The organism is Povalibacter sp., assembly GCF_036520495.1.
Taxonomy (GTDB): Bacteria; Pseudomonadota; Gammaproteobacteria; order Steroidobacterales; family Steroidobacteraceae; genus Steroidobacter.
Window position 1 is genome coordinate 36,640 of the sequence record NZ_DATDJO010000068.1, and the last position, 19,685, is coordinate 56,324.

At 62.4% G+C, this 19,685-nt stretch carries 18 protein-coding genes; 10 read left to right on the forward strand and 8 right to left on the reverse strand.

Going from position 1 to position 19,685, the window contains the following annotated elements; all coding sequences use genetic code 11:
* Positions 1–52: 52 nt before the first annotated feature.
* On the forward strand, positions 53–1,024 hold the full coding sequence (locus tag VIZ63_RS23420) for a zinc-dependent alcohol dehydrogenase family protein (RefSeq protein ID WP_349261266.1): 972 nt from the start codon (positions 53–55) through the stop codon (positions 1,022–1,024).
* Here VIZ63_RS23420 and VIZ63_RS23425 read toward each other — a convergent pair.
* Together VIZ63_RS23425 and VIZ63_RS23430 are read right to left on the reverse strand one after the other, a co-directional pair.
* A complete protein-coding gene (locus VIZ63_RS23425; RefSeq protein WP_331612240.1) occupies positions 1,013–2,539 on the reverse strand; it encodes an ATP-binding protein in 1,527 nt (508 codons plus the stop codon). The two genes, VIZ63_RS23420 and VIZ63_RS23425, sit on opposite strands and share 12 nt — an antisense overlap.
* A 147-nt stretch (positions 2,540–2,686) precedes the next feature.
* Positions 2,687–3,025, reverse strand: a complete 339-nt coding sequence (locus VIZ63_RS23430; RefSeq protein ID WP_331612241.1) for a TraR/DksA C4-type zinc finger protein — start codon at positions 3,023–3,025, stop codon at positions 2,687–2,689.
* A 154-nt stretch (positions 3,026–3,179) separates the two neighbouring features.
* On the opposite strand from VIZ63_RS23430, the gene VIZ63_RS23435 reads away from it, so the two are divergent.
* Both VIZ63_RS23435 and VIZ63_RS23440 read left to right on the forward strand, forming a co-directional pair.
* A complete protein-coding gene (locus tag VIZ63_RS23435; RefSeq protein WP_331612242.1) occupies positions 3,180–4,001 on the forward strand; it encodes a HAMP domain-containing sensor histidine kinase in 822 nt (273 codons plus the stop codon).
* Positions 4,002–4,015: 14 nt separating this feature from the next.
* Positions 4,016–4,639 carry a response regulator transcription factor gene (locus VIZ63_RS23440; protein WP_331612243.1) on the forward strand — a complete coding sequence of 208 codons (624 nt, stop codon included), beginning with the start codon at positions 4,016–4,018 and terminating at the stop codon, positions 4,637–4,639.
* A 151-nt stretch (positions 4,640–4,790) separates the two neighbouring features.
* Here VIZ63_RS23440 and VIZ63_RS23445 read toward each other — a convergent pair whose 3' ends face one another.
* The 3 genes from VIZ63_RS23445 to VIZ63_RS23455 form a co-directional block, all read right to left on the reverse strand.
* Positions 4,791–5,222 carry an Hsp20/alpha crystallin family protein gene (locus tag VIZ63_RS23445; protein WP_331612244.1) on the reverse strand — a complete coding sequence of 144 codons (432 nt, stop codon included), beginning with the start codon at positions 5,220–5,222 and terminating at the stop codon, positions 4,791–4,793.
* Between the two features lie 516 nt (positions 5,223–5,738).
* The gene (locus VIZ63_RS23450; protein ID WP_331612245.1) at positions 5,739–6,245 is read right to left on the reverse strand and encodes a cytochrome c; all 507 of its coding nucleotides are present in this window, start codon (positions 6,243–6,245) and stop codon (positions 5,739–5,741) included.
* On the reverse strand, positions 6,220–6,642 hold the full coding sequence (locus VIZ63_RS23455) for a cytochrome c (RefSeq protein ID WP_331612246.1): 423 nt from the start codon (positions 6,640–6,642) through the stop codon (positions 6,220–6,222). Before VIZ63_RS23455 ends, VIZ63_RS23450 begins: the two co-directional genes overlap by 26 nt.
* A gap of 244 nt (positions 6,643–6,886) precedes the next feature.
* On the opposite strand from VIZ63_RS23455, the gene VIZ63_RS23460 reads away from it, so the two are divergent.
* Positions 6,887–9,397, forward strand: a complete 2,511-nt coding sequence (locus VIZ63_RS23460) for a cation-translocating P-type ATPase (protein WP_331612247.1) — start codon at positions 6,887–6,889, stop codon at positions 9,395–9,397.
* Between the two features lie 11 nt (positions 9,398–9,408).
* On the opposite strand, the gene adhP is transcribed toward VIZ63_RS23460, so the two are convergent.
* Complete coding sequence (gene adhP, locus VIZ63_RS23465; protein ID WP_331612248.1) at positions 9,409–10,434, reverse strand: alcohol dehydrogenase AdhP; 1,026 nt, start codon at positions 10,432–10,434, stop codon at positions 9,409–9,411.
* A 477-nt stretch (positions 10,435–10,911) separates the two neighbouring features.
* On the opposite strand from adhP, the gene VIZ63_RS23470 reads away from it, so the two are divergent.
* A complete protein-coding gene (locus VIZ63_RS23470; RefSeq protein ID WP_331612249.1) occupies positions 10,912–12,537 on the forward strand; it encodes an AAA family ATPase in 1,626 nt (541 codons plus the stop codon).
* Positions 12,538–12,667: 130 nt separating this feature from the next.
* Here the strand turns inward: VIZ63_RS23470 and VIZ63_RS23475 are convergent, their stop codons facing one another.
* Positions 12,668–12,973 carry a DUF2934 domain-containing protein gene (locus VIZ63_RS23475; protein WP_331612250.1) on the reverse strand — a complete coding sequence of 102 codons (306 nt, stop codon included), beginning with the start codon at positions 12,971–12,973 and terminating at the stop codon, positions 12,668–12,670.
* Between the two features lie 507 nt (positions 12,974–13,480).
* The gene (locus VIZ63_RS23480) at positions 13,481–14,029 is read right to left on the reverse strand and encodes a DNA starvation/stationary phase protection protein (protein WP_331612251.1); all 549 of its coding nucleotides are present in this window, start codon (positions 14,027–14,029) and stop codon (positions 13,481–13,483) included.
* A gap of 266 nt (positions 14,030–14,295) precedes the next feature.
* On the opposite strand from VIZ63_RS23480, the gene VIZ63_RS23485 reads away from it, so the two are divergent.
* From VIZ63_RS23485 to VIZ63_RS23505, 5 genes are all read left to right on the forward strand, one after another.
* Entirely contained in the window at positions 14,296–15,555 is a 1,260-nt protein-coding gene (locus tag VIZ63_RS23485) for a ferredoxin reductase family protein (RefSeq protein ID WP_414703835.1), read from the forward strand.
* 626 nt (positions 15,556–16,181) lie between these two features.
* Positions 16,182–16,955: a LuxR family transcriptional regulator gene (locus VIZ63_RS23490; protein WP_331612253.1), complete on the forward strand. Its 774-nt coding sequence runs from the start codon at positions 16,182–16,184 to the stop codon at positions 16,953–16,955.
* A gap of 110 nt (positions 16,956–17,065) precedes the next feature.
* Positions 17,066–17,689 (forward strand): acyl-homoserine-lactone synthase, encoded by a 624-nt coding sequence (locus tag VIZ63_RS23495; protein WP_331612254.1) that lies wholly within the window; start codon positions 17,066–17,068, stop codon positions 17,687–17,689.
* An 11-nt stretch (positions 17,690–17,700) separates the two neighbouring features.
* Positions 17,701–18,609: a phytanoyl-CoA dioxygenase family protein gene (locus VIZ63_RS23500; protein ID WP_331612255.1), complete on the forward strand. Its 909-nt coding sequence runs from the start codon at positions 17,701–17,703 to the stop codon at positions 18,607–18,609.
* An 11-nt stretch (positions 18,610–18,620) separates the two neighbouring features.
* On the forward strand, positions 18,621–19,550 hold the full coding sequence (locus VIZ63_RS23505; protein WP_331612256.1) for a transposase: 930 nt from the start codon (positions 18,621–18,623) through the stop codon (positions 19,548–19,550).
* Positions 19,551–19,685 lie beyond the last annotated feature (135 nt).

Sequence of the window (19,685 nt, forward strand, 5' to 3'; positions counted from 1 at the left end):
TAGCCGCCCACTGGTTCGCGAGTCCGGCGTGAGTGCTTTGTCATCTCACGGCATGCGACTGCATCGCATCGGGCAACCGCTCGTCTGGGAACCGCTGATCGTGCGCGACCCGGGACCTGGCCAGGTATTGCTCAAGGTGCGCGCCTGCGGCGTTTGCCGCACGGACCTGCATCTGGTCGACGGCGAACTGCCCGATGCGCATCTGCCGATCGTCCCGGGTCACGAAATCGTTGGCGAAGTCGTAACGTGCGGACCCGGTGTATCGCTGCCTCCCGGCGTGCGTCTCGGGGTGCCCTGGCTCGGGTTCACGTGCGGGCAGTGCGAGTTCTGTCAGCGGAATGAGGAGAATCTTTGCGATTACGCACTGTTCACGGGCTGCCAGCTCGATGGCGGCTACGCGCAGTACGCGGTGGCAGACGCACGCTACTGCTTCGAGCTGCCGGAGGCGTTCGATGACGCACATGCGGCGCCGCTGCTGTGTGCGGGGCTGATCGGCTTTCGATCGTGGCGATTTGTCAGGGACGCACGCCGCGTCGGTTTCTACGGCTTCGGTGCGGCCGCGCACATCGTGGCGCAGGTCGCGCGCTGGCATGGCCAGGACGTGTATGCATTTACGCGCCCTGGCGATGTCGCGGCGCAACGCTTCGCCTTATCGCTTGGCGCGCACTGGGCGGGCAACAGCGACCAGCCACCGCCCGATCGTCTCGACGCGGCGATCATCTTCGCACCCGTCGGTGCACTCATACCTTTCGCGCTGAAGGCGTTGCGGAAGGGCGGAGCGTTGATCTGCGGCGGCATCCACATGAGCGATGTGCCGGCAATGCCGTATGCGCTGCTATGGGGAGAGCGTTCGATACGTTCCGTCGCAAACCTCACCCGCAGTGATGGCGCCGAGTTTCTCCGGATCGCCGGGCAGATGCCCCTGCACATCCAGGTAGAGACATTCTCTCTTGCGGACGCGAACGTGGCTCTGGGCCGGCTGCGCGCCGGCGAGTTGAACGGCGCCGCCGTGCTAATTCCCTGATGCGGCGCTGAGTTCGTCGATCGCTTCGACGAGTGCGCGGATATCGACCGGCTTGCTCAGGAAACGACACGCTGCAATGGGCGCTCTGACCGACCGCAACACGGTGGGCAGGTCGCCGCTCAGTACGATGCCCGGTACGTCGTAGCCCCTGCGCTCGCGCAGGCGCATCAGCATGTCGAGCCCTGTGCTCTTGTCGTCCAGGTGATAGTCCGCAATGACGAGATCGCCCGGCTGGAGATGCTCGAGCAGAACCTCCGCGTCCGCGAGCGTGGGAGCACTCAGCGTCTCATGCCCCTCCAGTTTCAGGAACAACTCCGTCGCAACGCGAACGCCGTCATTGTCCTCCACGAGAATCAGCCGGGTCTTGTGCCTGGATGTGATGCGGGCCCCCGCCGCGACATTGCCGACCTTCGCAGTCGCAGCGACCCGATACTGGCTGGGAATACGCAGCATGACCTGCGTCCCGACCCCCACTTTCGACAGGATCTTTACCGAGAAGCCGAGCAGACGCGCGACCTCCTTCACAATCGCGAGCCCCAGCCCGACACCCGGGCGCTTCGCGCCAGGCGCGTCGCCCTGGTAGTACTCATCGAAGATGCGCTCCAGCTTGTCGTCCGGAATGCCGATGCCCGAATCCTCGATCGACATAGTGACGCCGTCCGGTTCGTCCAGGCACTTGAGGCGCACGCTGCCTCGATCCGTGTACTTGACCGCGTTGGCGAGCAGATTCTGCAGCAGCTGGTAGAACAGCGTGCGATCCGTCGACAGCACGACGCCTGCCTCCCCTACCTGCAGGTCCAGGTCCCGCATCCTTGCCAGCGAACCGAATTCGTTCTGCAGCTCTTCGAACACATCGCCGACACTCACTTCGACGCTGACGGGCTCGATCGCTCCGGATTCCAGCCGACTGATGTCGAGCAGCGCGTTGAGCAATCGCGTCATGCTTTCGATCCCCTGGCCCTGCTGCGTGAGCAGCTCCCGGATTTCGGGTTGCGGCACCATTTTCAGCATCACAGCGTTCAGCAGGCGAATGGCCTGCAGGGGTTGGCGCAGATCGTGACTGGCAGTGGCGAGAAAGCGGCTCTTGGCACGATTGGCACGGTCGGCATCCTTGCGCGCCGCAACCAGTTCGTCGTTTACGCGCTGCCTTTCGGTGCTGTCACGAATGGCCGCGGCAACGAACAGTTTGCCCTCGATACGAAACGGCGCGAGCCGGATACCGGCCGCGAACTCCGTTCCGTCCGCCCGTCGGGCAAACAGCTCGGTGATACGTGCGCCAATTTCCCGATTGACGGGTTCGCGCAGGTAGTCTGCGGTGTGATAGCCATGGTGCAGGCGCAGGCGCTCCGGAATCAGCGTATCCACCGGCCGCCCGATCAAAGCGTCCGGTGCGTAGCCAAACAAGGTCATGACCGTTTCGTTGGCAAAGCGGATGAGCGCGCTGTCGTCCACGACAATCAGCGCATCCGGCGAAAAATGGAGCAGATGCTCCGTAATCTGTCGAAGCTCATCCATCCTGCGAATCGGCCCGCCTGGAAACTATCGCCTGGCAGAGTACGTTGACTCGTTCGTTGGCATCCGGGCGCAGTATGCGCCCGTCCCGTCAGAGTGACGAATGCTGCATCGCATGAACCGGGTGCAGAGCGAATCAGTAACCATGTCTCAGGCCAGGCAGCCGGCGCACACGACAGCCTGCGGTACCAGCAGCAGTCGCGCAGCTTCGATCCGGCCATTACAACGCTTGCAGATTCCATACAAGCCCATGTCGAGTCGCTGCAGGGCCTCATCGATTGCTGCAATCTCCTGTCTGGCGGCTTCGTCAATTGCCAGCAGGGTTTCATCATTCTCCAGCTGGATGGCTCGATCGCTCGAGTCGGCGGCCAGTGGGTCATTGCTGCGCGCCAAGTCGCGCTCGACGCCCTCGTGTCGCTCTTTCAACGCAGCGCGCCGCAGGCCAAGCAGCTGTCGAACCCGACTGACGTCAGGATTCGGGTCGCTCATGGAACACTCTCCGTTGGATCCGCCGTTGGAGACGCCAAGATCGCTCCGCACCTTCCCCAAAGTCTCTACGGAATAGGCACAGGTTCGTCCGTGGATTTCTCGGTGGCAACAGCGCTTGCAAGGCGCATGCTCAGTCCACGACGATGCTCGAGTCATGCAGAACACAGCTCTCGAGCAGAGCCCCACCCTGCAGGCACCCCGGATGACCGGCCCTACGTCAGAACAGATGGCTCCCCACACTCCGGCGTTGCTCGAGCAACTGCTCCAGCTGGGGCGGATCGTTGCGCTTCAGGAATTGGCCAGCGGCATTGCGCACGAACTCAATCAACCGATCGGTGCGATCACGATGTTCGCGCAGGCGGCGCAGCGAATGCTGAATCGGCCTGACCCCATGATGCGGTCGACCTCTGAGGTCCTTGAGCAGATCGGCCAGCAGGCCCTGCGAGCTGCCGATGGGATCCGCCGGATCCGCTGCCTGCTCAATGGCCACCCAGACGGCCGCGTCGAATGCGACCTCGCGGAGGTCATCCAGGAACTACTGCCGGTGCTGAATCTGCTTTCGCAGCGGCGCGGCACTCAACTCATTCTTTCCGCAACACCGGGTCTCCCCAGAATCTCGATAGACCGTCTGCGTATCCAGCACGTTCTGTTGGCACTCTTTCAGAACGCCCTGGAGGCGCCAACGGGCTGCGGCAACGTTCCGGATGTGCAGATCGGTATCGCGGGCGATCGTTACGGAGTGCGCATATCGGTGCAGGATCATGGTACGGGTGTACCGGCTTCTGCGCGTGAGCACCTGTTCTATCCATTCTTCACGACCAAGGCGCAGGGCACCGGGCTCGGGCTCGCCTCGTGTCGCGCAATCGTCGAAGCGCATGAAGGATCGATCGGATTCGAAAACCTACCGGGCGGCGGGGCATGCTTCTGGGTACAGCTGCCTGCAGCCGCGCCGCGCAATGGGGAGCAGCGTAATTGAACACGACAACAGGGATGAACACCAGGCACAAACCGCTCATCTACATCGTGGACGACGACGATGGGATGCGTCGAGCATTGACGGCTCTGATGATATCCGTGGGCTTCCAGCCGATCCCATTTGGCAAGGCGAGCGAGTTCCTCGCCCGGCACGACGCGAACAGTCCCAGTTGCGTGATACTCGACGTGCGGATGCCAGAGATGAGCGGCCTGCAGGTCCAGCAGCACCTCAATCGCAACGGCTCCATGTCGCCGGTCATCCTGATCTCAGGCCACGGCGACATACCCATGGCCGTGCAGGCGATGAAAGATGGGGCATTCGATTTCCTGCAAAAGCCGTTTCGCGACCAGGACCTTCTGGATCGCATCAATGAGGCACTGCGGCTGGACGCAAGGAATCGCGAGAGTATCGACCGCCTGGCGGATCTGCGGCAACGCTCGGAGTCGCTCACGCCTCGCGAGCGGGAGGTCATGACATTCGTCGTGGACGGCAAGGCGAACAAAGTCATCGCGATCGATCTCGGCCTGAGCGAGCGAACCGTCGAGATACATCGTGCCAATGTGATGGAAAAGATGGACGCACGCTCCGTGGCTCATCTGGTCAAAATGAACCTGATCCTCGGTGGGGAGGCTCGGTAAGCGCCGCTGCATCCGTTGCCGACGTCCCCGGCAGCAATTTCGCAATCGCGCCATACGTGATCGCAGAAAAGCTCGCGTAGAAACGGCAAACACGTCCCCGCCAGGCTGGACGCGGGCGACTGCGTCATCCGCCCGCGGCGCCAGTGGAATTTCACTTCACTTCGATGGCCACGGCCTTTGCAGTGGCCGTGGGCATCTTCGGAATTCGGATACGCACGACACCGTCCTTGCTCTCGGCCCGTACGGATTTCGGATCGACGTTCTCCGGCAATGAAAAGCTGCGCGAGAAGGTGCCGTAGTAGCTTTCGATCCGGATCTCATTCTCGCCCTTCTCCTCCTTCTGCTGCCGACGCTCGCCCGACAGGGTGATGACACCATTCTCGAGCGTGATTTTCACATCCTCCTTCTTCACTTCCGGAAGCTCGGCCTTGATGACGTACTCCTTGTCCGTTTCCGTAATGTCGGCCACCGGCGTCCAGTCGCCATCGTTTGCGTTTCGACGCATTGCACGACCGAAGAATGGCGAGTACTGACGGAACATCTCCTCGACCTCGCGGAAAGGTTCCCAACGCGTGATGTTCATCCTGGATCTCCTGTGCAAATCTGGTTGGTACTACGCGTCCAGTGTTCTCCCTTGCCGAAACCATCACCATGCGGGGATGGCCGTAAGCGCTACGTGATTAAGGAGGGGGCTTCAATGCCGCCGCTGACTGCATCTTCCGGAATTGCTGTGAGCGTTGCCTGTACACCCGTACGCTCATCCGCCTCGCACGGTGAACTCTGCAGCGCATATGTCGTACTGCTCAGCCAGACCCTGGACCGACAGTTGCCGTCAGAAGCTGCCGTACACCCTGTACCGAATTGTGCAATTGCTTTGGCCCTGTCAGGAGCAGTGGAGCCGAACCCGCGGGTGTGTCGTATGCATGCACGACGGCGACGCGTCCGCCAATCTGCCGCACCGCGGCATGAGCGGCCTCCAGAAGCACTGGGGTCGCCGAGCCTGGAACGGCCGACATCCCCCGCACGGACCGGCCTCGTGCGTGTTCCATGTGTCAGCGTCAGAAAGCGACGAGGGCCGCGGCCGAACCGCGCACCATGCTCACTCCACCTGGATGCTGCGCAGATAGCCCACGAGGCGATCGATCATCGAATCCGCCTGTGCCCGCTCTTCGACGTCGTTTTCGGAGCTCGCATCGTACAGCTGCCAACCCCAGACCGGCATGTCCCGCGCACCATGAGCACGTCGATCCCATCGACCGTCGATCGTCCGCTGAACATCCTCCGTGGGGAATTCGCCGCCGTTCCGCTGGGCAATGCGGGTCAGGTCCGGCACGCCAATGGCGATCAATGACGAGACGGGGCCATCGCCTTGACCGGAGGGACCATGGCAGCTGAAGCACAATCGTGCGTAGATCTCAGTGCCCGACAGCTGATGAATCTCGCGCTCGGGCGTATCGGTGGTGGTGCAAGCCGTGAGCGCAAGGAGCAGCAAGGGAACGATCAGTGCGAGACCCAACGTCGGTCCGGCAGCGCGCTGCGTGTCGGCGCGGATCTGCTCGTTCCCTTCTTCATGATCGGGATCACGGTTCCTGAATCGACTGCACATGACTAACCAGCCGCGCTATCACCGAGTCAACCCTGCTGCGTTCGCCGGCCTCGTCCACATTGAACCCATCGACAAGCCGCCATCCCCATACGGGCATCTCGCGTGGGCCATGTGCAGGAGGGTTGGAGCGGCCATCGATGGTGCTGCGCACGACCTCGGTGGGAAACGCGCCGCCGTTGCGTCTGGTGAGACCAGTGAGATCGGGCACTGGAACTTTCAGTGTCGGCGCCACGGGTCCGTCGCCTTTGCCTTGCGGTCCGTGGCAACTGACGCAGAGCTGCTGAAATGCTTCCGCTCCGGACAAACCGGAGAGCGCGCGCGGGTCGGATTGAGAGCTGGCACAACCGGCAATCGATGCCGCCAGAATCAGTCCCACGAAAATCTGCGAGTGCGGCATCGGTAGTACTCCACGTTGGCACCGACATGCAGGCAAGAGTGGCATCCGCTGCACGCGTACACATCGTGAAAGCTCACAACGTACTAGGTGGATCACCGGAAACGGCGCAGGAATCGCGACCAGGTAATGCGCGGTGTCGCGGACTCCGGGATAGTCGCGCCCCACTCCGGACTACCTCTTAGTCACACGCAGAACTGCCTATGCAAGACTGAGAGGGGATCCTATACCTGCATACCGCAAGCCCTTGTCCGTAGCAGCCTCCATCGCGAACCGTGAACGTCACCGAGGGCTGACCTCCACGGAAGCAGAGCAGCGCCTGCGAAACGAGGGACCCAACGAGTTGCCCAGTCAGCGGCCGCGCAATCTGCTTGCGATCACCGGCGAAGTGCTGACGGAACCGATGTTCCTGCTCCTGATTGCCGCGGCTGCGATCTACATCGTGCTCGGCGATACGCGCGGAGCGCTCGTTCTGGCCGGTTCCATCGTCATCGTGATCGCCATAACGACCCTGCAGCAACACCGCACCGAACATGCGCTCGCTGCGTTACGTGACCTCTCCAGTCCCCGGGCGCTCGTCATCCGCGATGGGGTCGAACGACGCATTCCCGGCCGGGAAGTGGTGACCGGCGACTTCATCCTGTTGCGCGAAGGGGATCGTGTACCAGCCGACGGAATCCTGCGCGAAGCAACTGCCTTCAGCGTGGACGAATCGATACTCACCGGCGAGTCGTTACCCGTCGAGAAGACGGCAAGCACGTCTGCCGACGGCGAGCGTGTGTTCTCCGGCAGTCTGGTAGTGCGTGGCTTCGGATGCGCAGAGGTGGTCGCAACCGGTGTGCGTTCGGAGATCGGCAAGATTGGTCGGTCGCTCACCACGCTGCAGGCAGAAACGAGCCCTCTCTTTTCCGAAGTCCGCCGCATCGTTCGCTGGGTCGCCGTCGCCGCGGTGACGCTGTGCGCAGCCATCGCCCTGATCTATGGAGCGTCACGCTCCGACTGGCTCGGCGGCGTACTCGCCGGCATCACGCTTGCGATGGGCATTCTCCCCGAAGAGTTTCCCGTTGTGCTCACTGTGTTTCTCGCGATGGGTGCCGGGCGCATCTCACGGGCAGGCGTCCTCACGCGACGCATGCCGGCCGTCGAATCGATCGGGGCCGCAACAGTGCTCGCCGTCGATAAGACCGGCACGCTGACGGAGAATCGAATGCAGGTGGCACTCATCGAAGCGAATGACGTTTCGACCGATCTGCGTCGTTCCGCTGCCTGTCTGGACGAGGGTGCCAAGACCGTGCTGGCAACGGCGCTGGCGGCCTCGGAGCGGGATGCATTCGATCCGATGGAACGCGCCATTCATGAAGCGGCCCGCCAGCACGTTCCTGTGGCGGTCGCACGTCTTGCGCAGATGGATCTTGCAAAGGAGTACGACCTTACTCCCGAGTTGCCCGCAGTAACCCACCTGTGGCGGCGACGCGAAGACCGAATGTTCGAAGTCGCAGTAAAGGGCGCCCCGGAAACAGTCTTCGGCCTGTGCCGTATTGATGATGAGAAGCGCGCAGCTCTGCTCCGGCGCGTTGCAGCACACGCGACCGACGGCCTGCGTATGCTCGCCGTCGCACGCGGTACCTGCGATAGCGATGCGCTTCCGGATACGCCTCGTGGCTTTCGGCTGGAACTGCTGGGGCTCATCGGCTTGGCCGATCCTTTGCGCAATGACGTCCCGACCGCGCTGCACGAATGCTCCGAGGCCGGTATTCGTGTAGTCATGATCACCGGCGACCATCCGGGGACCGCTCTGGCGATTGCGTCTCAGGCTGGATTCGATACGCGGGCCGGCGTACTCACCGGCGCCGAGATCGAGTCGCTGCCGGAAGATGAACTGCAGCGGCTGGCGCAGCGGATCAACATCTACGCAAGAGCCAGGCCCGACCACAAGCTGCGCCTGGTGCGCGCGTTCAAAGCGAACGGCGAAATCGTCGCCATGACCGGCGACGGAGTGAATGACGCACCCGCGCTGCAAGGCGCGCACATAGGCGTTGCAATGGGCAGCCGCGGTACAGACGTGGCTCGTGAAGCGGCCGCGCTCGTACTCGTGAACGACGATTTTGGCTCACTGGTCGCGGCTGTGCGGCTCGGACGACGCATCTACAGCAACCTTCGCCATGCCATGACCTATCTCGTCGCCGTACACATCCCGCTGGCCGGTCTTGGCTTACTGCCCGTGCTGTTCGGTTGGCCGCTGCTGCTCTTTCCGCTGCACGTCCTGTTCCTGGAGTTTGTCATCGATCCGGCCTGCGCCTTCGTATTCGAGGCTGACGCAGAGGCCGCGGACATCATGAAACGCAAGCCTCGACCAACCAATGAATCGCTCTTCTCCGCCGCCATGCTCAAACGCAGTGTGGTGCTGGGCATCAGCGTGCTGCTGCTCTGTATAACGGTATACGGGCTTGCGCTGAGGATGCTGAGCGACAGCGAAGCCCGGGCGCTGGCATTCATCGCCGTCGTCGTCTCCAATCTGGCACTCATATTCGTGAGCCGGGCGCGCAGCGAAAGCCTGACGACAGTTTTCGTCAAACCGAATCGCATCTACTGGTGGATTGTCGGGCTCGCCAGTCTCGCGCTCGCAGCCGCAATCGGCGTGCCAGGCATTGCGGCCGCGTTCCAGTTCGCAGTTCCACCATCGACGGCGACAACGATGGTCGTGGGAGCGGCAATGACGCTGGTCCTGGCATGCGGATGGGCTTCTCGCCATCCGTGATGAAAGCCGATTCAGCCGATCGACAGCACGACCCGGCCCTGCACCGTGCCAGCTTTCAGCTCTGCCAATGTCGAGTTGATCTGCTCGAGTGCGCGCGTCTCGACTTGCGCGTGAACGCTTCCCTCGGCCGCAAAGGCCAGTGACTCCGCCAGATCCTGGCGCGTACCCACGATCGATCCGCGCACAGTCAGCCGCTTCAGCACGACTTCGAAGATGGGCAGCGGAAACGAACCCGGCGGCAGTCCGACCAGGCTCATCGTGCCCTTCGGCCGCAATAGCGCCAGGCATTGTGCGAATGCAGGCGCGGAGACGGCGGTGACGAGCGCCGCGTGCACACCACCGGTCGCTCTCGAGACCTCATCCACCAGATCAGGTTGACTCGCATTCAGGGCCATGTCGGCGCCAAGCTTCCTCGCCAGCGCAAGCTTGTCTTCCGACACGTCGATCGCAATGACGTGCCGCCCCATGGCCTTCGCATACTGAACAGCAATGTGCCCGAGTCCGCCGATGCCGCTGATGGCGAGCCAGTCACCCGGCTTGGTATCCGTTTCCTTGATGCCCTTATAGGTCGTCACGCCCGCGCAGAGAATCGGAGCCGCCGCGATCAGATCCAGTGCGCCCGGTATCCGGACCGCATAGTCCGCATCGGCGACCACGTACTCGGCATAGCCGCCATCGACACTGTATCCGGTGTTGTGCTGGCTCGCGCACAGCGTCTCCCAACCCGTGAGGCACGGCTCGCAGGCACCGCAGGTATCGTGCAGCCACGCTACACCGACGACATCGCCTTCCTTGAATTTCGTCACGCCCTGCCCCAGCGCCGCCACGTGTCCGACGACCTCATGACCCGGAATGAACGGCAGCTCCGGCTTGACCGGCCAATCGCCATCGACGGCATGTACGTCCGTGTGACACACGCCGCAGGCGGCCACCTTGACCAGCAGTTCACCCGGCCCGACCGTGGGCACCGGGATGTCGCTCAATACCAATGGTCGGCCGAAAGATGTTGCAATCGCCGCTTTCATGAGCCTGTTCATGAGTTTGCTCCGCCTTCTCGATCCGCCTCATGTTCATCGACCGAAGCAGGCCTGACGATTTGCATCTGCCACTCCCGTCGACATCCCAACGAATTGGCGACAAGACAGCTCAGGTGGCGGAGCAACTGCCAGTGGCGGCAATGCGGTCGCCTGCTGCACCACGTCACCGCCGGTCGTGGCAGCGGCGGTAACCGCATACCCATGGGGGAATGGTTTCATGGCTGCCCTGCTGGTTCATCCCTTGGCAGCGTAGCCCCGGCGCGAACACTCCCATATCCGGAACCCCGCTTAGCCGGTCTCGGGAAGACGCGAGGTAGCCGCGGGCCGCGCGCGCGTACTCTAGCCTGGGGCTGGACCTTCGCATCACGCGGCCAGGCCACGCCCAGCGAGTCCGAGGATCTTTCGCAGGCGCTGGAGCGCATGGCTGCACATGGCTGCACATGGGGCGCCCGGCGCGGACAGCGGAGTGATTCCGCCATGCTTCTGCCAACACCCGCTGCGCCGGAGCCGAGTGCGCTACGCATCGATGAGCTGCTGTGTGCCGCGGCGTTCCCGCACGCGGTGTCCGGGATCTCGCTCCGCGAGACGCACATATCATGGGTCGTGCTGACGGGGCCGTTTGCCTACAAGATCAAGAAGCCGGTGAGACTCGAATTCGTGGACGCCTCGACGCTGGCGCGCCGTCGTCATTACTGCGACGAGGAAGTGCGACTCAACCGCCGCCTGGCGCCGAACCTGTACATCGATGTCGTTCCGATCACTCGCAAAGACGGCCAGCTCGAGGTGGGCGGCAACGGAACCGCCCTGGAGTACGCCGTGAAGATGCGGCAGTTCTCCGCCTCGGAGGAACTCCTGGCGCTTCTTTCCGGAAACAACATCGACAGTGCACTCTTTGACGCACTGGGCGAACTCCTCGCGACGTTTCACCTGAACGCCGCTGTCTGGACAGACCCGGACATGTCGGGGAAAACACCGCGAACACATGAGTCGGTAGTCACAAACGCGGTCGAACTCCTTGCGCGTCTCGGCCCGACCGAGTCGCAGTCGAGCGTGCGCCGGCTGGTTGCGTGGACCCGCGAGCGCACCCGTGAACTGGAAACGATCTTTCGACAGCGCGAACAGAACGGCTTCATCCGCGAGGGCCATGGCGATCTCCACGCCGCCAACATAGTCAGACTGGAAGGCCGGTTGATCCCTTTCGACTGCATCGACTTCGATGCTTCCCTGCGATGGATCGATGTCATGAACGATGTCGCATTCCTGGTGATGGATCTCATGAGCCACCAGCGCGCTGATCTCGCGATCACGTTCCTGAGTCACTACCTGGAAGTCACTGGCGATTACGACGGCGTGCGCCTGCTGCCGTTCTATGCTGTCTACCGCGCGCTGGTGCGTGCGAAGGTCGATGCAGCGACCGCGGAACTGGTCCCCGATCGCGCGATGGAGTTCCGTGATCGTCTCCAGCACCGGGTCCAGGCTGCCTTGACCTGGACCTCGCCGCGCGAGTCGGCGCTGATTCTGATGCATGGCGTTTCCGGCTCGGGAAAGTCCTGGTTGAGCGCGCGACTGGTGCCGCAGCTTGCGGCAGTGCGTATACGTTCGGATCTGGAGCGCAAGCGCCTGGCTGGAATCCCTGCGGCGCAAACCGCCGCCGCTCCGATTCGCCAAGGCATCTATTCGCCGCAGTTCAGTCATCGCACCTACAACCGTCTGGCAGATTGTGCGGAGACCTGCCTGCGTGCAGGACTGACGGTGATCGTCGATGCGGCATTTCTCGATGCAGCCGCCCGAGAACAGTTTCGTGTTCTCGCCCGGCGGCTCGCGGCGCAGTGCGTCATCGTCTCGTGCGAGGCTGACCCCATCACGCTGGCTAACCGGGTACTGGAGCGCCACGGTCACAACGACCCTTCGGATGCACGCCTGCCGGTGCTCGACGCACAACTGCGTGAGATCGGACCTTTTGCGCGGGAGGAGCAACCCGATGTCGTTGCTGTCGATACGACTGCACCCGATGCACTCCAGCATGCGACGCGGGCCATTCGGGCACGCTGCCGGACTGTATTTCCCGCGGACCGCACTGCGGGTCGTATTCGGCCTCGATGAGATCCTGCCCGCCCCCTGGAACCGAGACGGCATGCGGGCCGACGTCACTCGCGAGAAGGCAGATCACCAGATCGCGGTCCCGTCAGCACTCCGATCGGTCGGCGCAGTTCGTCACCATCCTGATAGACCGTCAGAAATCCGACGTGCTCCCGTTTTGGCTCGATTGACCTACCGAGGTCTGTGCCTTCCCGAGCTCCCTCTCCGCTGCGAGCCAATCCTCGAGTTCGTGTCCGGGTTCGAAGCCGCGTTTCAGAGCCAGGTAGTAGGCTGCCGTCGCGACTTGCTTCCGATACTCCGTGGGTCGTCCGGTCACCTCGTCCACCACCATGCCGGGGACCTCGACATCGCGTCCGTCGCCCGACGCTTGGGCATTGCCGGGGCCTCGCGACACCTGGCGGCGCGTACTACTTTGCTTCTTCGATCCCTGGGTATTCATCGAACACTCCTGAGGTTGCAGAGCGTGGGCGACGGCTCCCATGGCGTCTGCTCACGCATGCGGTTGAGGCGCCGCTACAGTGTTTACGCGTCTGCTGTCGCTCACTATGCGGGGATGGCCGTAACCACTACGTGGTTGTGGACTACGTCGACGCGGAGTGCATTCCAGACAATTGCGCATGTGCCGCAATACCCCGCCAGCTCCTGTGTGCATCACCCAGGCCTGCGCAGGACGCACACGGCTGTCGATACAACCTGGCTCCCGCATGTTCGTCCGGCGGTGCGGCCAAAGCACGTTCGATCGTCGCAAGACCACGCTCCGTCTGAGCGGAGGCCGAGTACGAAATGACGAGCAGCAATGCGACCAGCAGTGCGAGCATGGCCCACAGCCAACGCGCAGGCCTTCGTACGCGTGAGCGAACGCTTCGGAATGGGAAACTTTGCATTCTGGACTTACATGATCGTGGAAGCATTTGTGCGCTTGCGCATCGATACCCTGACATCCCCCTCAATGACCACCACGATCACCATGTCGACCAGCTTCGTAGAGCCACCAGATACGTCGCTCGGTTTCGTCGATCCAGGCCTCGATCATGCTGGTGGTAGCAGAGTCCCGATGCTTGCTGCACAAGTCATGGACCTCGCGTAGCCGGCTTACCATCGCCTTGTTGTCCTCGCGCAGCTCAGCGAGCATGTCAGCGGCATCGACATAATCAGCATCATTGTCCTGTACTCGCTGCTGACGTGCGATGTGACCGATCGAGCGAAGGGTCATACCGCCGATTTTGCGGATGCGCTCAGCAATCGCATCGGTCATGGCAAGGATCTGGCTCGCCTGTTCATCGAACATCAGGTGATAGTCCCTGAAGTGTGGACCGCTCACGTGCCAGTGGAAATTCTTGGTTTTCAGATACTGGGCAAACACGTCTGCGAGCACAGCGTTCATTGCCGCGACGATGTCGCGAGTCGCGTCTGGCCGCAAGTCAGTGGGCGTGACGAGCGCCGCCTGGCGGCGACGAGTCAGCTCATCTCGCGAAGGGGGATTTTTGGTAGCCACGATCAAGCCTCCTGTGAAAAGCCATCGGCGTTCTCGCATGCCATGGGCGGCTGCATACATTGAACGCTTCATTGGTATTGCACACATCAGGAAGTCCGCTTAACCATTCGGTATTTGCGGCTACGAGAGACACAGCGTCATGAGTCAGCACGACCGCCGCGAGAGAGATGCGGCAGGCTGTCGGGGTTACGGCGAACACGTATCGGATCCGATCATTCCTCAGTTCCCGCATCAGGGGTAACGTCGGACCATGCATTGCCATGTTCATCAAACCCTGGCATGCGATCGGATTTCTGGCGACAGTCAGCGCCGCCGTGGCGCTGGTCGAGATTCCCCGGACCGACTGGTTCACGCTGGCAGGTCTGAGCCTGTCCGCCGGAGTAGCGGCATTCTCGCTGATGGCAGCAGCTGCAATACTCGGCGGTCGTTGGAAATTCATCGAGGCGCTGTTCGGCGGCCTCGATCGCGTTTATCTGGCGCACAAGTGGCTGGGAGTGTGGGCGCTCGGGTTCGCATCTTTTCATCTCGCCTTCAGAGCCGGCATGCAAGGCTGGGACGCCACCCCCATCATGGCGCTGTCCCCGTTCTACACGCGACTGGTGCGACAGCTGAGCTTCATCGCACTGATGCTGATCATTGTCCTTGCGCTGAATCGAATGATTCCTTACAGCACCTGGCGCTGGTGGCACAAGCTCTCCGGACCGCTGTTTCTGATCGTCGTCCTGCATTGGCTGAGTATCAAGTCGCCCATTGCGATCGACGATCCCGCCGGCATCTGGCTTGCCATCCTTGCCACGCTGGGCGTAGCGGCTGCCGCATACAAACTGCTGCTGTTTCCAACGCTTTCGAGTCATGCCGAGTACCAGGTCGCGGCGGTTTCACCCGGTGCCGGAGCGGTTCATCTGGAGCTTGCCCCGGTCGCCCGCGCCATTTCATTCAGGCCGGGACAGTTTGCATTCATATCCATCAAGCACGATGGGCTGCGCGAACCGCATCCGTTTACGATTGCGAGTGGCAATGATCCGAACGGCCACGTGCACTTCGTAATCCGTTCGCTCGGCGACTACACGCAGAGGCTGATCGATGAGACAAAGATCGGCATGCGTGTTGACGTCTATGCGCCATGGGGCCGGTTCAAGCGGCCTGCGACGGCGAAGCGGGAGATATGGATTGGCGGCGGAGTCGGCATCTCACCGTTCATTGCGTGGCTGAGCGATCGATCTGCGCCCGGATTCGACAGGGTGACGCTGTTCTACTTCTTCTCGCCAGGTCGCGACTTTCCTTCCATCGACGTGCTGACTGACATGGCTGGCCAGCGCGGTCTGGAACTTGTCCCGATATCGAACGGACCGGGAAGCCCCGGGTTCACTACGCGATTCGACGAAATAGTTCGTGGTGCGGGCGCGGACGCGGTCGAGATCAGCTTCTGCGGACCGAAGGGCCTGCTGCAGGTCATTCGTGCGCGCATGAGCGAGCTCGGCATACCGATGTCGAATCTCAGGCACGAGTACTTTGAATTCAGATGAGAGCGCTGCGAGGCCAGCGACTCACCGCTCAGCAACGACAGCACGCTCGCGTCCCTGAAGTCCCTGCCGACCCAAGATCAATGGCAGCTTCGTCCAGGACATGCTGACGAATCCGCGGTCGGTAACCCTGATCAGAAGCGTGGTGAGTCTGGCCCGCGAGTTCCAGATGGACTGCGTCGCCGAATACGTTGAAGCGAGGCGCTGGCAGGAAGACTCCAGGACATGGGTGTGGATCACGCGCAAGGCTATGCCTTCGGACGGCACGAGCCGCTCGAACATCTGCTACAGACGATGCGCAGTGAAGAATCCCAACGTCTGCGTGCCTACTGGCTGGAAGCTTGAAGAGGCGTTTTCATTGATCGTTGCATGTCGAATGCGATGTCCAGGGAGTGCACATCGCTGAAAACGCCCTTTCAGCGTCTGATCTTCGGCGCACCAATCAGGTGCCAATCGAAGCACCGCCGGAAGCACCACGCGATATGACAAGAACATCGCGGCAGGAACCCAAGCCCGTCTCGGAATTTGCGCACTCACACCACGCCTCGTCTTCGTACTCTTACGTCACCTGGCCGGGCACCAGGTGGAGGGATTCGTCTCTATGGGGACGCACACGCCAAGGACGCGCCATGGATCCCTTCGATCTCGCCCAGTACTTCATCGAACATTGCGCACGCGCAAATCACATCGGCGATCTGAGCATCGCCTTCCAGCGCAATCTGGAGCACCTGGGCTTCCGCTACTTCGCCTGCTCCTCGCATGTCGATCCACTCAACCCCGAGCAGGGGATCATGGTGCTGAACTATCCCCAGGAATGGATCGAGTGCTACAGCGAGCTGCAACTGCACCTGATCGATCCGGTCTTCCGCCGTGCCGATCTCAGTCGCACACCGTTCCATTGGGACGAGGCTCTGTTCCTGGCATCGATGTCGCGCAAACAACGCAAGATGCAGACGCTGGCACGACACCACGGCGTAGCTCATGGATTCACGATCCCGATCCACGGTCCGATGTACGCCTCCTCGTGTTCGGTGATCCCCGACTCGCTGAAGCTGTCACCGAAGTCTTACCTGGCGGTCGAACTCATGGCGCACCGCCTGTTCGATCGGATTACCGAGCTGCAATGCCTCAATCTTTGCCCGCAGCAGATCATCGAGCTGAGCCCGCGCGAGAAGCAATGTCTCGCGCTGGTCTCCCACGGCAAGGATGACGCAGCCATGGGCGTGCTCCTCGGTATCAGCAAGCACACGGCACACATCTACATCCAGAACGCGATAAAGAAGACAGGCCTGTCAACGCGCACGCAGGTGCTGATGTACGCACTCACCACTCGCCAGATCCGTCTCGAAGAAGTGGTCCGTCCCCTGCTGCGATTCGTGCATCAGCGCCGACGCGATAAGTAGCGTTCTCCCTCACAACAGAACTAGTCTGATCAGAAATAGCCTCATCAGGATAATTCACAAAGGCGAGTCGCCCTCCCAACCTTTGCAGCGCCAGGGTTGGGAGACGCGCCATGATCTACATCGTCAACGCTCAGAACCGCGGCCTTTTCCACGCGGATCTCGCGGCCATGCATCGACACCGCAAGGTCACCTTCGTCGATCGCCTCGGCTGGCGCGTTCCGGTCATCGCCGATGAGGAGATCGACGCCTACGACGGCGACGCGACGCTCTACCTGATCGCTCGCACCAACGACGTTGCCCCTGTCCTCGGTTCGGCGCGCCTGCTCCCCACAAGCGGGCCGCACCTGATGAGCGATCTGTTCGCCTCGACCTGCGTGGATGGACCGCCACGCGGTCGCAACGTCTGGGAAGCCTCGCGCTTCTGCGCCATGCCGACACTGCGTCGACGCGAGCGCCTGGACGTTCTGTGGCAGGTGTTCTGCGGAATCATGGAGACTGCCCTGCTCCATGACATCGAGCAGGTGATCTTCACCGCGAACTCCGCGCTCCTGCCACTCGCGCTCGAGTGCGGCTGGCAGTCGCGTCGTCTCGGCCCGACGCTCGCCGACGGGGCCGACACTATGACCGCCATCGGCGTCGACATTGAACTCACGGGGCTGCGCACCCTGCGCCGGCGCTTCCGGATCGACAGCCCCATCACCCGCCTCATCAGCCCATTTCAGATTGCCGCCTAGGAGACGCAGCCATGGCCACTCCCTCTGCCTGCATTGCCGATGCTTCCTCTGTCGACCCGGACCCGCTTGAATCGACCCCGCTCGCCACGCTCGATCAATTGCGCGCGCAGGGCTATCTCATCGTGGAACGGCTGGCGCCACTCGCGACGATCCAGCGCATCAACGAGGAGCTCGATCCCTGGTTCGCGGCGACGCCGCGTTGCGAGGGCGATTTCTACGGCCATCGCACCACCCGGCTCAACTCGATCCTCCTCAAATCACGCCGCTCGCACGAACTGCTTCTGCATACCAGGATCACGGCATTGATGTGCGAGATCCTCGGACCCCATTGCGAGTCTTACCAGCTCAATCTCTCGCAGGCCATCCGCCTGCACCCCGGCGAGCGCCAGCAAGTCCCGCACCGCGACGATGAGATGTGGCCGAGTCCGAAACACGGCGCGGAATACCTGGTGAATGTGCTCTGGGCACTGAGTGAGTTCACCGATGAGAACGGCGCCACGCGGATCTGGCCACGCAGCCAGCATCGCGTCATGCCACGGGGCGCGGACGCTCGCGATGCAATCCCTGCCTCCATGCCGGCCGGCTCCGCCCTGATCTATCTCGGCTCGGTCACCCACTGCGGCGGCGCCAACCGCAGCACTGAACCGCGCACCGGCCTCGTCTTCAGCTACAGCCTGGGCTGGCTGCGCCCCTATGAGAACTCCTCGCTCGCCTATCCACCCGAGATCGCGCGCACCTTCCCGACTGCGGTGCGCGATCTCATCGGCTATCGCCTGCATCGTCCGAACCTCGGCCACTACGAGGGACGCGATCCATCCGTGGCACTCGAACCGCACTCGCGCACCATGGCGATGACCGATGCCCTGCCACCGGCCATCGCCGAGGAGCTGCGGCAGTACTACGCGGCCCACGCTGAGTAACAGGCCCCCTCGTGTCGCGCCGTCCCCGAATACAGATTCCGGGTGGGACCTACTACGTGTTGCAGTCCACCGGGCATCACCATCCTCTGTTCCATGAACAGAGTGACTACGCGCACCTCGAGTCGCTGCTGGCCCGCACCGGCCTCCGCACCCACACGACCGTGTACGCCTTCTGCTGGTTGCCCCACACACTGCACCTGGCGGTGCGCACCCGTGAGACACCAGTCAGCCGCTTCATGCAGGGTTTCACCAGCCGCTACGCCCAGTACGTGCATGGCCACAGCAACGATAGCGGCCACCTGTTCGCCCATCGCTTCCAGTCGGTGCTGATCGATCCGCAAGCCTGGCTGCCCGCGCTGGTGCGCTACATCCATCACGCACCAGTGCGCGCAGGTCTGTGCACCCATCCCAGGGACTACCCGCACTCGAGCCACGGGGCCTTCGTCGGCGAACGCCGCATCGGCTGGCTGGATACCGACACGGTGCCGCGCCTGCTGCGCGAACAAGGCCATTCACATGATTCACAGCACACGGCCTACTTCGAAACCGGCTCGACGACAGAGGAGCTCGACCTGCTCAGTCGCAACGGCAAATGTCACACGCGGTTTCTCGGCGATGCCGAATTCGCGCAGCGCCTGCCGCACGCGCATCGCCCGAAACCACCACGCCTCACCGTCGCGCAACTGATCGATGCCGTCGCCGTCGCCCAGAACATCCCGCGCGAGCACATCCTGTCGATCTCCCGCAGTCGCCGCACCGCACTCGCCCGCTCGCTGATCGCCTGGCATGCCACTGAGCGTCGCATCGCCACCTTGACCGCCGTGTCGCGCGCTCTGCGACGCGATCCCTCTACGCTCTCCAAAGTCATCGCGCGAAATCGCGTGCAGCATCCGGATTTGTTTCGCCTCGATGCATTGAGGCATTTACAACCGCTGGGATAGTTCGCAGGGTTCGCTCGCCCCGCCCCAGGCGATCAGCGCACCGGAACGGCATCTGCCCGCTTCCATCGACGCTTACGCAGAGCCCCGCTCATTTGTCATCAGCATCATGCCTGACGCCGGAAAGAGCCGTGCCTA